Here is a 13,234-nt window from a genome sequence, read left to right as displayed (position 1 = left end):
CGCCCTCCAAGACGTCTTGAGGTGCTGGACCGGCATCTGCACCACCTGCCACCAACCCCTGCCCAGCAGGACACACACAACACCAAGATCAAGACAGACCTAACGGAGTCCTACTAAGAAGCCCTATCGAAATGATCTATGAGCACTCCTGCGGATCCGCGCGCGGGGCATCGTCCGTCACGCTGGCCCGCGCACGAAGGCCAGTCCGGCGGTGATCACGGACTGGACAGAGGTCGGTCTGCTCGGTGCACCGACGTTCCGTAAACCCACCCGGCGCGGCAGCGATGCGAGGCTGTACTCGGCTGAGCAGCACCGACTCTCCACCGAGCTGCTCAAAGCCCGGCAACGCTCACCACTCCCGCGTGTCGCCCACCACACGCTGATCCGCGTGGTCCTGCACATGCGGCTGATCAACGACACCGTCGTATCCGATGCCCAGGCGCGCCGCGTATGGCGGACCTGAGCACAGGCCACCAGCAGCAGCGCCGTCCTGCGCAGCGAGAACGCCCGTGCAATCGTTGGCCATTTCGCACCCCGACGTCCCATACCACCGGCGCCGCAAGGAACAGCTCCTGATCGAGCGAGGCGAAAAGGAGCGCTCCCCGGGCTATGACCAGCTCTATTCCGCGCTGACCGAAGTCTGCTCGCCTTGGCCGGCACCGCGCGATCGACGCAATGAGCGGGGCATCGGCACCCCCCTGCTCCCTGCTGGCGTCCAGGAGGCCGTCGCCATGTGGATGCTCCGCCACAGGGGGATGCGAGCGCTAACCGCTGAGCAGGTGACCGAGGCGGAAATCGCTGAAGCCCGCGCTGAGCACCGCGTGCATGGGCAGTCGTACGAAGCCCACCGACAGCTGTGACAGGCTCAACCCGCCGACCCGGGACTCTTCGAGAAACCTACCGGTCTGGAAGCGCAGACTAAGCACCACGTAGACGGTTTCCTTCCAGTCGTCGGGCACGTACTAGGGATTGACCAGCCCGTATTCGCCGAGGCACGAACCCTGGGCCGGCGCTGACTTGCTATGAGCTGTGGTGGCTTCCGAGCCATACGGCCAAGAGCAGCTAGTACAGGCAGGTGGCGCCGAGTATCACGGTCTGGATGCCATCGCCCTTGAGGCGGGGAGTCGCCCAGGAACCTGGACTCCTGTCGCCCGGCTCGGCGCCTACTGGCTCCAGTTGCAGCCGTCGAGGAGCTGAGCTTCAGCTGTTCTGGAAGGCGGCGGGCCGCAGCTAAGAGCTCGGCACGCAGGGCTAGACAGGCGGTCCGTGCTCGGCCGCGGGCTGGTCGATGAAGCCGCTGTATGTGCGCGGTTGGCCTTGTCGATGTCCCGTTGGCGGCTGCGAAACTGGGTGACTAGGCGCCGGACCTTGCGGCGCACGTGCTCGCCGAAGGCCTCTGGAGCGTCACTACCAGCACATGCTGCGGCGTCCACCCATGTGGCAACTCCCTTGTAGGCCCATGCCAGAGCTACAGCCTGCTCGTCGGGACGCAAAACGCGCAGTACCGCGCCGAGCCGAGGGTCTCCTAACGGGGCTTCGGCTACGAGGAGCCGGGGGTCCGGTCGGCTGGCGAGGAGATCGTAGAGGGACAAGCCATCGTCGAGCGGCATGGGCCTCAATTCCGAGGGTTCCGCCATGCTGGAGAGGGTCGGCCCAGGTGCCCAGGAGGGCGGTGGAGACGGCCTCACGCCACTGGGCTCCGCGTCGCCCGATCACGTGGATGGTGAAGTCGTCGACGAGCTCCTCCCTTCCCAGAAGGGCTGCGTGGCGAGCAGCCAACGCGTGTGCCAAGTGGCGAGTATGGGCTCCGAGGTCGCACGCCTTCACCTTCGTCGGTTGCCTCTCGAACAGCCTCCTCGATAGTGAGCCGTCGGGTTCGACCCCCACGGTGAGGTCGAGATGGGCTTTCGGACGCCGATGATGAAGATGTTTCGTCACTCGATGTTCCTCGCGGAAAGTAGGAGACCACCAGATCAGAGGGTGCAGCTGGCCGAAGACTGCTACCCGAGACGCCTTGTGCAGGCTTTGGCACGGTACTCATCCGAAGTGACTTCCTCCTGGGGTAAGACTCTCTACTCGGCCTCGGCAGGGAACCGCACCGACAAGGTTTCTTCAGACAGCTTGTGTGACTGTGATCACATAGGGCGCGTGGAGTGCCGATGCGCCACCTGAGGGCCGCGCGCTGTAGGCGTAGTTCCTGGGCGAGGTCGTGGGCGCGCGCTGGCGACCTGGCCGCGGGCAAGCGACTCGGCGGCACCCCCGGGAGTTCGACGACGCGGTGCCAGCGCTACCGATTTCGGCGCTTCAGGGTGACGGCGGCGGGAGGCCGAGCAAGAGTCCGATGACATCCGCCACCTCGAAGCGCCAAAGACAGTAACGGCCCCTCACTCACGACCGATGAGCGAGGGGCCGTCCCGTTTCCCTGGTCCTCTACGGAAGGCCGGCACGGTTCGCCATCATGCGCAGAGCCTCGTCCAGCGCCTTGCGTTGCTCCTCCGTCAGCCCGGCCACGAACTCCTCGTCCAGGGCCCGCGCCATGGACGTGCAGCGGTCCAGCAGGCCTTGCCCCTCCTCGGTGAGTGTCAGTACCTGCCGTCGGCGGTCCTGCGGATCCCGGACCCGCTGAACCGCACCGAGACCCTCCAGGTAGTCGGCCAGCGACACCATCAGGCTGGGCGCAACCCCCATCCGCATGGCCAGTTCCTGCTGGGACGCCACGGCAGCACGGCGGAGCGCAGCCATCAGACCGACATGCTTTGGTTTGAGGCCCAGCCCCTCGATCTCCCGTGCGAACCGGTCGGTGACCTCCGTGCCGAGAGTGCCGAGCCTGAACACCACAGTCGAGGTCAGACCCGAGGTATCGCCGGCCGTCGCCCCATTGACATCACTCATGCTGAGAATGATAGCTTTCCAAAACCATTCACGTTAAGAATGATTCACGGGGTGACATAACTGTGAACTTCACCGCCCAGGCCATCCTTATTGCGGCCAACTGCCTCGCCTCCCTCACCTCGGCTGGCTTCTGCATCGCCGGAATGATCAGGCCTGGCCTCGCCCTGCCCAAGGGCATGGCTGTCAACGGGGGCACACATCTCTACGCGAACGCCTATGGAGCCCGGGCGATCCCCCTCGCGACCGTCACCCTGGCCCTGTTCGCCATGGGCGACCGGTCTGCCGTCGCCCCCGTTCTCGCCATCGCCGGCCTGGCCCAGACCGGTGACTCCGCGATCGGCGTACAGCAGCGCAACAGGGGCATGGCCATCTCCGCCGGCCTCCTCGGTGTTCTTCACCTCGCGTCGGCATGGTGGTTCCACATGCACTGAACGCTCATCGGCCTGCATCTCAAGCCAGCTTTCAGGGCGGCTGCGGTGAGAGATCGGGAAAGAGCCCGGTCTCCGTGATGAAGTCGTCGAGGACATTGGGGCGATACCGGAGCCGTTTGAGCCGGCTGCGTACGCGTGCTTCGAGTCGACCAAGCGCGACAGGCGCGAGGCGCGCCAGGCTGTGGCCGCCCTCTGACAGGCGGACGCCTTTTTCACCGGGCTGTACATCGAGGCCTCGCGAGGCACCGGCCGGGTCCTGATCCCTCGCTGTCCGTCCTAGCCGCCGACCGCGGGTTCCCGGGGCCGGCGCGCACGCCGCGGTACCGCGCTTCGCCGAAAGCGCGCCGTTCACCACTGATCATGCCCGGGACGCCATCGCCTGGCCGGGCGCCCCGCGGGCCGTGACACACCCGGCCGCGATCGCATGGCAGGCCGCCAAGGCCGGCGACCCGGTCACCGTCCTCTCGCTTGAGCCCGAGCTATACGCCGGAACCGGCGTCACCCCCGCTTAATCCCACCTGAGAAGCTCAGCCATCGATCTTGGGACCTAGGACATTGACCGGCGCGGGGCTGCTGGGCGCCGGGGAGCCGGGGCTCCTCGGCCCCTTCGGAGTTTGTACTGACGACGACGGCCTGGAACCGAGGGCACTGGAGAGCACGGATGACCAGGCCAATGACGGTCTCATCCGACAGCCACTGGCCGGTGTCGGGATCCTCGCGGAGCTCTGCGAGTGCAGCCGGCACCGCCTCAGTTGTCGCCATGCCCGTGACCATCTCGGTCCGGTGAAGCCGGGCACCATCGCCGTCCTCGGCACCCCCCGTCTCTCTCGGCACCGCCACCAACACCGCCCCCCACTCGTGGGCCCCGCATCTACAACACCGCCTGCCCCCCCCCGCCGATGCCGGTGCGACCGGCGACAACCCGGCCGTCAGGCAACTCGACTGATTCGTAACATGAGTTCCGACAGGCGCTCGGCCGACCGCCCGGCCGAGCGCCTGTTCCTTCGGAAAGAACGCCTCCGCGAGGGCAAACGCCACACCCCAAGCCGTCCTCGCTCTCGCGCGCCGCCGTCACGCCGGACCACACCGGCCGGCACGTGCCGGCGACCGCCGCCCCAACCACTCCTCCCACGAACAGGCGAAACCCGTGACACAACGCCAAGCCGCCACCACTCCCTACAACACCGGCATGCTCGGCAACGACGACCCGCGCGAACGCGACCGCCTGGAGTCCATACAGCGCAGCGTGGACACGTTCACCACAAACATCATCGACGGCCTTCCCGTCCAGGCGTCCTGGAACTGCCTGGAACTGGGCGCGGGCGCCGGCTCCATCGCCTACTGGCTCGCCGCCCGCTGCCCGGACGGCCGCGTGGTCGCCGTCGACCTCGACACCCGCCATCTCGAGGCCGGCCGGGCCGCCAACCTGGAGATCCAGGAAGCCGACATCACACGGCACGACTACGCGCCCGGCACCTTCGACCTCATCCACGCCCGCTACCTGTTCTGCCACCTTCCCGACCGGGACGAGATGATCGCCCGGGCCGCCGGCTGGCTCTCCCCCGGTGGCTGGCTCGTCGTCGAAGAACCCTACGACCTGCCGCCCACCGACTCGCCCTTCCCGCTGGTCCAGCGCCTCCTCACCGCCTACCAGCACACCTGCCGGCAGCACGGCGCCGACATGACCTGGGCACGCAGACTGCCCGCGCTGCTCGCACGTAACGCACTGACCGAGGTGACCTACGCCGGGAACCTCGGCTGCATGGGGGGACTCGACAAGGACCGCTGGCGTCCGCTCATCCAGCGAACCGCCCCCGCCCTCCTGGCCGGCGGCCTCGTCACCGAGGCGGACCTCGGCGAGTTCACCGAACTGCTGCAGGACCCGGCGTTCATCGACATCCCCCAGATGACCGTCTCCGCCTGGGGCCGCCGCCCGCCGCACACCCCACTGCCGTCCACACCGGCCGACGGCACGCCGTGACACACGCGGCGCGGCCGGTCTGAACGTCGTGGACGTCAACCTCAGCGAACCCCATCGGGGACATATCAGCCGCCTGTCAGCTACCCCTGTCACTCCGCTTCACGTGAACGGCCCGGGACACCGCTGGCGCCGGGAACGCGGAGAGGTCCCGGAGTCATTGATCGGGGACCAGCGAGCACGCCTCAAGGTCGGGCCCTTCTGGGGTCCACGCAGGTTCGCATCCTGCCCTCTCCGCCCCATGCAGCACCGCGCTCACCGGGGCCTGTCCGGTGAGCGGGGGCGATGTCCACAGCGGGTCAGTCGGTGCAGGTATCGAGCATCGAGAACAGCGCTGCCTGCTCCCTGTCGGTGGTGGTCGGCTTCCAGAGCGACTTGATGTGGGTGCAGTCCTGGCGTACGTGCACCAGAAGCCTTGGTCGGCGCCGCAGCGCCAGGCTTCGGCGAGGGCGACCATGTGGTGGAAGGTGACCTTCGCGACGTCGGTGACGGTGGTGTCGTCGTAGGAGGACGTCGACATGCGCTGGCAGGCGTTCCTGCGGCGTTTCGACCTGGAACACACCTTCCGGCTGATGAAGCAGAGCCTGGGGTGGACCCGGCCGAAGATCCGCACCCCCGAGGCCGGAGACCGCTGGACGTGGCTCGTGATCGCCGCCCGCACCCGGCTCCGGCTCACCCGCGAAGCCGCGGCGGATCTCCGCCGCCCCTGGCAGAGGCCGGCCGAGCCCGCACGGTTCACCCCGGCCCGCGTCCGCCCGGGGTTTCGGAACCTCCGCCCGCACCTTGTCTGTCCTGCCCGTGCACCGAATCCCTCAACAGCCGGGCTCGGCAGGGCGCCTGGCTCCAAGAATCGCCGTCCCCCGACCCGCTATGACGTGGCTCCGCACGTGATCGTCCGGCCGGACCTGGTCCTGCGGAGAAGGTACCGGGGCATGCAGGTCACCGGATGCCACTGCCAAGACCGCTTTGCCGGAGACACGGCGTCCACGGAGGGCCTCGGCGGCCTCGTCGAAGCGGTACCAGGGTCCTTGCCAGCCGATCTCGACGGTGAGGGCCCCCTCAGCGGCCAGCTCGATGAGAACGGCCAGGTCCGCGCCGACATCGCCTTCGATGACGAAGGAGGTCAGCGACTTGGCCGGACCGACGGTCGCATATGGCGGAAAGACCGCCGGCTCCCCGGATGTCCAGCCGACGCTCTGCACGCTGCCCCCCGGAGTGAGCAGGTTCCATGCCGCGACCAGTTGAGGGCCGCCGACGCTGTCGATGACCGCGTCGACCGGTCGCTGGAGTCCCTCCAGTCCGATCAGCACTTCGTCGGCACCGGCCTCGGCCAGCCCCTCCCCGCGAGCAGCCGAGCCCACGGACGCGATCACGTGGGCACCGGCCCGCGCCGCCAGCTGGACGGCGAACCGTCCGACGCCGCCGGAGGCCCCGGTGACCAATACCCTCTTGTCCGGTCCGAGCCCGGCGGCCCGCAGCGAGCGCAGTGCCGCGACTCCGGCGACCGGCAGCGCCACCGCCTGCGCCAGGTCCAAGCTCTTCGGCACCTCGGCGAGCGCAGCCACGTCGATCGCGACGCGCTCGGCGAACGCCCCCGAGGTCATGCCCACCACTGGGGTGCCCACCGCCGGGCCGGTTCCGTCGGCTGCGGCCTGGATGACCACTCCGGCGGCGTCCGAACCGAGCACCGCACCAACCGGGATCCGCCCGGAGCGGGCGTCGTTGAGGTCGCCGTAGTTCAACGAGGCGTGGGAGACGTCCACCAGGACCTGGCCCGGCCCGGGCACGGGGTCGGGCACCTCGGCGAGGCGGACGGCCGCGGATGCGGACGGATCGACGACGAGTGCATGAACAGACATCTCTTCCCCCTAGGTTCACGACTTGTAACAACAGTCATCATCGATAACCTTGCTGGTCATCGGAAGGAGGCACTTTCATGTCACGCAGTCACACCCGTGTTACACAAGCGCTGAGGGACGAAGCCTGCCCGGTCACCGAGGTGCTCGACCGCGTGGCGGGCAAGTGGAGCATCGGCATCCTGATCGCCGCCGCCCACGGCCCCGTCCGCTTCACCGAACTGGAACGCGCTATCAAAGGCATCAGCCGACGGATGCTCACCCTCAACCTGCGCAGGCTGGAGCGGGACGGACTGCTCGTTCGCACCGTGTATCCGACCGTGCCGCCCAAGGTCGAGTACAGCCTCACACCCATGGCCCAGGAACTCCACGCTTCGCTGACCGGACTGGTGAGCTGGGCCGAGCGGCATCGGTCCGCCATCGCCGAGGCGCGCGCCGCTTATGACACCGCGGCAGAGCAGAGACCCGACTCCGCCTGAACGGGCCCGGACGGCTCGCGCTTCTACGAATCCGCAACAGCCGGCGGGGGGATGGGCCAGCCATCCACGTCACGAGACCTGCATGATCGCCCGGACAGGTCCTAGAAGCGCTTCGCCAGGTTCTGCTTCTGCTGGTCGGCGGGGGTCGGCCGCAGATGGCGCGGGTGCCGGTCCAGCACCTCAACAGCTCCTGAAGAACGTCGAGGACCTGGTAGAGAGTCAGGCCGACGTGTCTGCGTTTGGGTCGAGCCGCCGCAGGGTGAGGAAGGCCTGGGCGGCGGTGACGAGGGTGACGTGATGGTGTCAGCCGCGCCAGGTGCGACCCTCGAAGTGCTCCAGGCCCAGTCCGTGTTTGAGTTCACGGTAGCCATGTTCGATCCGCCAGCGCTTCTTCGCCCACCGGACGAGTTCCTCGACGGGGCGTGGTGGCGGGAAGGTTCGAGATCCAGTAACCGGTTGGAGCGTCCTGCCCGGCTGGCCATTCCACCAGCACGGTGTAAGCGGGCAGGACGCCGTCCCGTCGGTAGTGCCTGCCTCCTGCCTCCTGCCTCCTGGGCGGCGGCCAGGGACTGCTCGCCCGCCGGACGCATGGTGAGTACGGCGAACCGTGAGGTCATCCGCCCTTTGCTGCCCTGCCGCCAGGTCACCTCGGCGACCCTGTCCGTGGTGATCTGGGCTACCTGCTGGAACAGGGCTCGCGGCGGGGTCCGGCAACGGGGCAGGGCCGGTGGTCCGAGGCCTCCGTAGTCGGGCCGGTGCGGCTCGGCCTCCTCGGGGTGGGCGACTTCTTTCCCGGTCAGTGCCGGCACATGAGCCAGGCCGATTCCGGCAGCGACTCGGCCTGCGGCGGAGCACAGCCAGGAAACGGCGTTGCCTCACCCCGCACTGGTCACTAAGGTCAGTCACGTGACTGCCGGGTCGGCCATGGGCCATGCACGAGTGAGGTTCCCGGCCTCGGCGTGAGCGCGAGGCGGGCAAGAGGCCCGCCCCCCTTCTCCGCATCTTTGCTCCCGGCGCCCGCGCGCGGCGCCCCGTTCCAGCAGACCGCAAGACCGGAGACGCATCACTGATGTCCCATGACCAGCAGTACCCGCACAAATCCGAGCTGCCGGCGGCCGCCGTCCAGCTGAACCACACCGCCATCTACGCCAGCGACCGGCACCTGTCCGCCGAGTTCATCGCCGCGATCCTGGGCCTCAAGGTCGGCGCCCCGTTCGGGCCGTTCCTGCCCGTCGACCTCGGCAACGGCGTGACGCTCGACTATTACGAGAAGCGCGACGAGCCGATCCAGTCGCAGCACTACGCCTTTCTCGTGCCCGACGCGCAGTTCGATGCCATGATCACCCGTTTGGAGGCGGTCGGGGCCACCTACTACGCCGACCCCAGCCACACCGAACCCGGCCAGATCAACCGTCTGTTCGGCGGTCGCGGCGCCTACTTCGACGACCCGGACGGCCACAACATGGAGATCATGACCCGGCCCTACGTCCGCCCCTAGCAGGACGCTGAGCAGCGGCCCCGCCTGTCCTCCCGCCGAGCGGCTCTCGTCTTACCCGGCCCAGGTAAGAGGAGTGAGCCGCTCGGCGGCGCGGGCGATGAACACATGCCGATGACGGCGAGCCGGCTGATCGAAGAGACACCGCCCGAAAGCAAGCACGGTTCTCGCACCACCGCTGAGGCGTGCGCGCTCCCCCTCTGGCCGCGAGGAGGGACCGCTCTCAGGTTCAAGACCATTCGCATGTGGACGGTGCCGTGCATGATACGCAGACCGCGATGCGCCCGTCCTCGGTGAGTTCTGCCTGAGCAGCCCCGAGTCCCATCCGCGTTCGCCGAGAGCGGGCCGTTCGATGCCCTCGTCATCATCTGAGGTTTCAGGGCAACGTGCCCGTGAGCCGGCGGCCAGGCGGCGCCACGCCGGCGGACGGCCCTTCCGGCGCTGCCCGCCCGTCCCCGGCCCGGCGCCGCACGAGGGCGACGGCTTCCCACGACGCTGTGGCCATCGCCACCAGCATCAGCAGCAGGTAGAAGACGAAGAGCTTGTGCAGGTCGTCGAGGAAGTACCAGGCCGACGCCGTGGCACTGAACCAAAAAGCAACCAGTGAGCCGGCACCACGCTCCCGGCTACCCAGCGCACCGACGAAAAGGCAGGCCGCGGCCAGCGCCAGCAGGGCAGCGATGGCGACGTACGAATGGCTCCAGCCGACGTCGGCGCGCCGCAGTTCGGAGTTGACCGCCACGGCCTCGGCCACCGGACCCCAGCTCACCGCGCACGACAGGCGTGTCGACCACGGCAGTGTCACCACTCCCAACACGCCGGCCGCGATGGCGACCCGGCCGAAGTGAGCGGTGTCCACCAGGTGGCCATGTGCGCACAGCACCGACAGCAGACATCCGAGCAGGGCCAGAGCGCGGTCGACCGAAGGGCGCAGCGAGACACGGACCTTGTTCCGGGAGGCGGTCCGGCCGCCGGACTGCGTCACCGGGGGCCGCGGCGCGCTGTCCCGGGCGGTCGGCACGGAGGTCTGTGTCAGGGCGTCGGTGAGGGCCGCGCGCATCTGTCCCGCATCGGCGAACCGTTCCGCCGGGTCCTTGCGCAGTGCGCGCAGAATCACCGCCTCCACCGCCGGCGGTATGTGCGGCCGGAACAGGGAGACGGGCTCGGGTTCGGCGAACAGATGCCGGTGCATGACGGCGAAGGCCGATTCGCCACGGAACGGGGGGTGCCCGGTGAGCAGTTCGTGCAGCAGACACCCCATCGCGTAGAGATCGGCCCGATGATCGACCTCCGCCCCGTTGATCTGCTCGGGAGAAAGGTAGGCGGGAGTGCCAACCGCCGCACCGCTGCCAGTGATACGGGTGGCGGCCTCGGTGAACGCCTTGGCGATGCCGAAGTCGAGGACCTTCACGGTGTCGGGCCCGGTGAGCATGATGTTCGAGGGCTTGATGTCCCTGTGCACGATGCCGCGTTCGTGGCTGTGCCGCAGCGCGTCCAGTACCGCACATGCCGCATCGATCGCCTCGGCGACGGGCAGTGGGCCGCCACGCAGGGCCTCGGCGAGGGTGACGCCTTGCACGTACTCCATGACCAGGTAGGGCCGCGGCCCATCCGGGTGCGGTTCCTCGCCGACATCGTGAATGGTGGCCACCGCCGGATGGTTCAGCGCGGCGGCCGCGTGCGCCTCGCGCCGGAACCGGGCTCGCGACTGCGGATCGTGGGCCAACTCGGAGGAGAGCAGCTTGACTGCGACGGTACGGCGCAGCTGCCGGTCCACCCCGCGATGCACCGTTCCCATACCGCCCTGTCCGAGCTTCTCGACCAGCTCGTACCGGCCACTGAGGACCATTTCCCGCCCCACCCACGCCTCCCGTGAATCAGAAACCCGACGCAGCTTACGGCGCGACCTCGACGGGCCCATCGCCACCGCCGCATCCCGGCAGGTCGTAGAGCAGGGGCGCGCCCCCGTGCCGAACCCACGTGCCCAGGGGCTCAGGGGCTCAGGGACCGGGACCAGACGGTTCCGGCCGATGATCAGGAGGTCGCGCCGTGCAGCAGGACCGCGGTGCCGAAGCCCGAAGCTCGACGCGCACCCACCCAGGCGGCCTTCGAATGCCGACCCCCATATGGTCTCGGCCACTCCCAGAACGTCGACGCCAGCCGGGCGCTGACCTCCCCCGGCCAGTGAGGCACCACCAACATCGAGTCCGAACTCGACGCCGTACTCCGCCCGGCCTGCGCGGCCACGCCGATGAGAACGAGAGTCGACCACGGATCCCCGCCCGAGTGGCCAGAGCTGCACCACCCTCGCGTCCCTGACACGACCGCGACGAGTCCTCCCACTCCACAGCGACGCGGTCTGAGCAGCGGCCGGTAAAGACACTTCGACCACATGGTGCGGCTCGGACGCATCCGCCCACCGCAGTCGACCGAGGTCCGCTTCGGCACCAGCCGCGCCGGGGCCCTCCACACCGCGCTCCGCACCACGGCGTCCGTCGACGCGGCCGTTGCCTCGACCCCGAAGTCGACTGGGAGCACCTGTGAACGGTGGAAACGGCCCGCGGTCCTCACTCGCCGCCCTGCGGCCCGCCCCGGCCTGACCGGCTCCGCCCCCACCGTCGACACCTCTTCCCTTCGACTGCCGCGCGCAGAAGAGGCGTCATCGGCCCCCGGACGGCTCACCCGGGGGCTGCCTGCCGGAATGGACGGTGTTCGTGTGGGCATAGGGCGCCGAATCAGGGCCGGTGGGCCTGCCGCCGCTGTTACCACGCCATTGGCGGTGAGGCCGTCGGTCACAGCGTTCGAGGATGGTGTGCTTGATCTGTCAACGCCGCAGGTGTCGGCGGTCGCAGCGTGATCAGTACACTTCGTCGCTGCTCAGACGGCCCAAGCACGGACACGCCCACCCCTAGTCGTCGACGGCTCCGGGGGCCAGGGCTGGGGCCGGGAAAGCGTGGCGGACTTCGCTGCCGGACCACCACACGCCGATGGCGAAGACCGCTGCAGCCTCCAGGAGCGCCGCCCGCTCCAGACCGCCACACGGCAGCGGGGTGCAGCCCATCGACGTGATCAACTGCCTCGTCACAGCGTCAGCGGGCGGGGCATCCGTGCAGTAGGGCACCGCCAGCGGAGCACCCTCGAAAGCCGGTTGTGGCAGGGCCCAGATGCTCTCGTGGCAGATGCCGAACACCTTGGCTACACGGGCGAAGGGCGCGGCCGCGGCGATGCGCAGGGCGGCCGAGTCCGTACCTCCGGCAGTGGAGAGGACCGGGCCGCCGTCGCTGGAGGGCCGCATCGGCACTGTGCAGTCGAGGACGGTCCGTCCGGCGAGGTCCGCCGCCAGTTCCCCGGCCACCTGCGGTGCGACATCGGCGGGGACGGCAAGAAGTACGGCCTGGCCGTACCGCGCCGCCTCGGCGGGGCCGCCGTGCGCGGCGGCCCCGATGCGGGCGGCCGTAGCGGCGGCGGAAGCGACGTTCCGGCCGCCCACCATGACCTCGTGCCCGGCCCGTACCCAGGCCCCGCCCAGTGCCTCCGCCATGGCGCCCGTGCCGAGAATGCCGATGCGCATCGTCCTGCTCCTGTTCGCGTCGTGGAATGTCATGCCCCGGACGCTAGGCGAGCCGATGCGCACCGTCTGGTAGGCATCGGCCAGGGCAGGATGTCCGTATGGGACAGGTGGATGGGGACGAGGACGACCTGGGCGGAGCTCCGTTTGCGGCGGACTGCCGGGCTCGGATCGCCGTCGAGGTGCTGGCCAACCGCTGGGACAGCGTGGTCATCTACGTCCTCGGCGAGTCGGGTCCGATGCGGCCGCGCGCGCTGCTGGCCCGGATTGGCGGGATCAGCCCCAAGGTGCTCAACGAGGCGCTGCGGCGGCTGGAGTACAACGGCCTGGTGCGGCGCCGTCGTTACGCCGAAGCGCCGCCCCGCGTCGACTACGCCCTGACCGAGGCCGGCACCGCCCTGCTCATCCCGATCCGCGCCCTGGGTGCCTGGGCAGCGGCCTACGGAGACGATGTGCTGGCGGCACAGGACTGCTTCCACCGACGCCAACGCGTCTCGGACGGTCCGGCCGGATGACGACCCCTCGGACACACCCT

11 protein-coding genes and 3 pseudogenes are annotated in these 13,234 nt (G+C 69.0%); 8 read left to right on the top strand and 6 right to left on the bottom strand.

Annotation, left to right across the window (positions count from 1 at the left end; all coding sequences use genetic code 11):
* The first annotated feature begins 211 nt into the window (after window positions 1-211).
* A complete protein-coding gene (locus ACZ7GZ_RS34060; protein ID WP_471030221.1) occupies window positions 212-463 on the top strand; it encodes a hypothetical protein in 252 nt (83 codons plus the stop codon).
* Window positions 464-764: 301 nt separating this feature from the next.
* On the opposite strand, the gene ACZ7GZ_RS34055 is transcribed toward ACZ7GZ_RS34060, so the two are convergent.
* Together ACZ7GZ_RS34055 and ACZ7GZ_RS34050 are read right to left on the bottom strand one after the other, a co-directional pair.
* Window positions 765-959 carry a hypothetical protein gene (locus tag ACZ7GZ_RS34055; protein WP_471030219.1) on the bottom strand — a complete coding sequence of 65 codons (195 nt, stop codon included), beginning with the start codon at window positions 957-959 and terminating at the stop codon, window positions 765-767.
* A gap of 1,471 nt (window positions 960-2,430) precedes the next feature.
* Window positions 2,431-2,892, bottom strand: coding sequence for a MarR family winged helix-turn-helix transcriptional regulator (locus ACZ7GZ_RS34050; protein ID WP_471030218.1), 462 nt, complete (start codon window positions 2,890-2,892; stop codon window positions 2,431-2,433).
* Window positions 2,893-2,954: 62 nt separating this feature from the next.
* On the opposite strand from ACZ7GZ_RS34050, the gene ACZ7GZ_RS34045 reads away from it, so the two are divergent.
* From ACZ7GZ_RS34045 to ACZ7GZ_RS34030, 4 genes and pseudogenes are all read left to right on the top strand, one after another.
* Window positions 2,955-3,323 carry a hypothetical protein gene (locus tag ACZ7GZ_RS34045; RefSeq protein ID WP_471030217.1) on the top strand — a complete coding sequence of 123 codons (369 nt, stop codon included), beginning with the start codon at window positions 2,955-2,957 and terminating at the stop codon, window positions 3,321-3,323.
* Between the two features lie 1,147 nt (window positions 3,324-4,470).
* Window positions 4,471-5,304, top strand: coding sequence for a class I SAM-dependent methyltransferase (locus ACZ7GZ_RS34040; RefSeq protein WP_471030215.1), 834 nt, complete (start codon window positions 4,471-4,473; stop codon window positions 5,302-5,304).
* Between the two features lie 139 nt (window positions 5,305-5,443).
* Window positions 5,444-5,538 (top strand): annotated as a pseudogene (locus ACZ7GZ_RS34035).
* A 272-nt stretch (window positions 5,539-5,810) separates the two neighbouring features.
* Window positions 5,811-6,221 (top strand): annotated as a pseudogene (locus ACZ7GZ_RS34030) (NF041680 family putative transposase); the annotation flags it as partial.
* Here the strand turns inward: ACZ7GZ_RS34030 and ACZ7GZ_RS34025 are convergent.
* Window positions 6,114-7,160, bottom strand: a complete 1,047-nt coding sequence (locus ACZ7GZ_RS34025) for a zinc-binding dehydrogenase (protein ID WP_471030214.1) — start codon at window positions 7,158-7,160, stop codon at window positions 6,114-6,116. The pseudogene ACZ7GZ_RS34030 and the gene ACZ7GZ_RS34025 sit on opposite strands and share 108 nt — an antisense overlap.
* Window positions 7,161-7,237: 77 nt before the next feature.
* Between ACZ7GZ_RS34025 and ACZ7GZ_RS34020 the strand changes: the two genes are divergently transcribed.
* Window positions 7,238-7,636: a winged helix-turn-helix transcriptional regulator gene (locus tag ACZ7GZ_RS34020; RefSeq protein ID WP_471030211.1), complete on the top strand. Its 399-nt coding sequence runs from the start codon at window positions 7,238-7,240 to the stop codon at window positions 7,634-7,636.
* 219 nt (window positions 7,637-7,855) lie between these two features.
* Here the strand turns inward: ACZ7GZ_RS34020 and ACZ7GZ_RS34015 are convergent.
* A pseudogene (locus ACZ7GZ_RS34015) lies at window positions 7,856-8,457 on the bottom strand (transposase); the annotation flags it as partial.
* Between the two features lie 248 nt (window positions 8,458-8,705).
* On the opposite strand from ACZ7GZ_RS34015, the gene ACZ7GZ_RS34010 reads away from it, so the two are divergent.
* Window positions 8,706-9,134 (top strand): VOC family protein, encoded by a 429-nt coding sequence (locus tag ACZ7GZ_RS34010; protein WP_471030210.1) that lies wholly within the window; start codon window positions 8,706-8,708, stop codon window positions 9,132-9,134.
* A gap of 373 nt (window positions 9,135-9,507) precedes the next feature.
* On the opposite strand, the gene ACZ7GZ_RS34005 is transcribed toward ACZ7GZ_RS34010, so the two are convergent.
* Both ACZ7GZ_RS34005 and ACZ7GZ_RS34000 read right to left on the bottom strand, forming a co-directional pair.
* A complete protein-coding gene (locus ACZ7GZ_RS34005; protein ID WP_471030208.1) occupies window positions 9,508-10,992 on the bottom strand; it encodes a protein kinase domain-containing protein in 1,485 nt (494 codons plus the stop codon).
* 1,047 nt (window positions 10,993-12,039) lie between these two features.
* Window positions 12,040-12,735 (bottom strand): NADPH-dependent F420 reductase, encoded by a 696-nt coding sequence (locus ACZ7GZ_RS34000; protein ID WP_471030207.1) that lies wholly within the window; start codon window positions 12,733-12,735, stop codon window positions 12,040-12,042.
* 65 nt (window positions 12,736-12,800) lie between these two features.
* Here ACZ7GZ_RS34000 and ACZ7GZ_RS33995 point away from each other — a divergent pair, with 65 nt between their 5' ends.
* Complete coding sequence (locus ACZ7GZ_RS33995) at window positions 12,801-13,214, top strand: winged helix-turn-helix transcriptional regulator (RefSeq protein ID WP_471030205.1); 414 nt, start codon at window positions 12,801-12,803, stop codon at window positions 13,212-13,214.
* The last annotated feature ends 20 nt before the right edge of the window (window positions 13,215-13,234 follow it).

It is taken from the genome of Streptomyces sp. NPDC037288 (assembly GCF_055603265.1).
The sequence above is the reverse complement of the archived record's forward strand: the minus strand, read 5'-3'. Positions and strand labels throughout refer to the sequence as shown.

What these genes read in the sequence shown, in the direction of transcription:
- ACZ7GZ_RS34050 (WP_471030218.1), bottom strand. Translation starts at nt 2,892, where the DNA reads ATGAGTGATGTCAATGGGGCGACGGCCGGCGATACCTCGGGTCTGACC.
- ACZ7GZ_RS34025 (WP_471030214.1), bottom strand. Translation starts at nt 7,160, where the DNA reads ATGTCTGTTCATGCACTCGTCGTCGATCCGTCCGCATCCGCGGCCGTC.
- ACZ7GZ_RS33995 (WP_471030205.1), top strand. Translation starts at nt 12,801, where the DNA reads ATGGGACAGGTGGATGGGGACGAGGACGACCTGGGCGGAGCTCCGTTT.
- ACZ7GZ_RS34020 (WP_471030211.1), top strand. Translation starts at nt 7,238, where the DNA reads ATGTCACGCAGTCACACCCGTGTTACACAAGCGCTGAGGGACGAAGCC.
- ACZ7GZ_RS34010 (WP_471030210.1), top strand. Translation starts at nt 8,706, where the DNA reads ATGTCCCATGACCAGCAGTACCCGCACAAATCCGAGCTGCCGGCGGCC.
- ACZ7GZ_RS34000 (WP_471030207.1), bottom strand. Translation starts at nt 12,735, where the DNA reads ATGACATTCCACGACGCGAACAGGAGCAGGACGATGCGCATCGGCATT.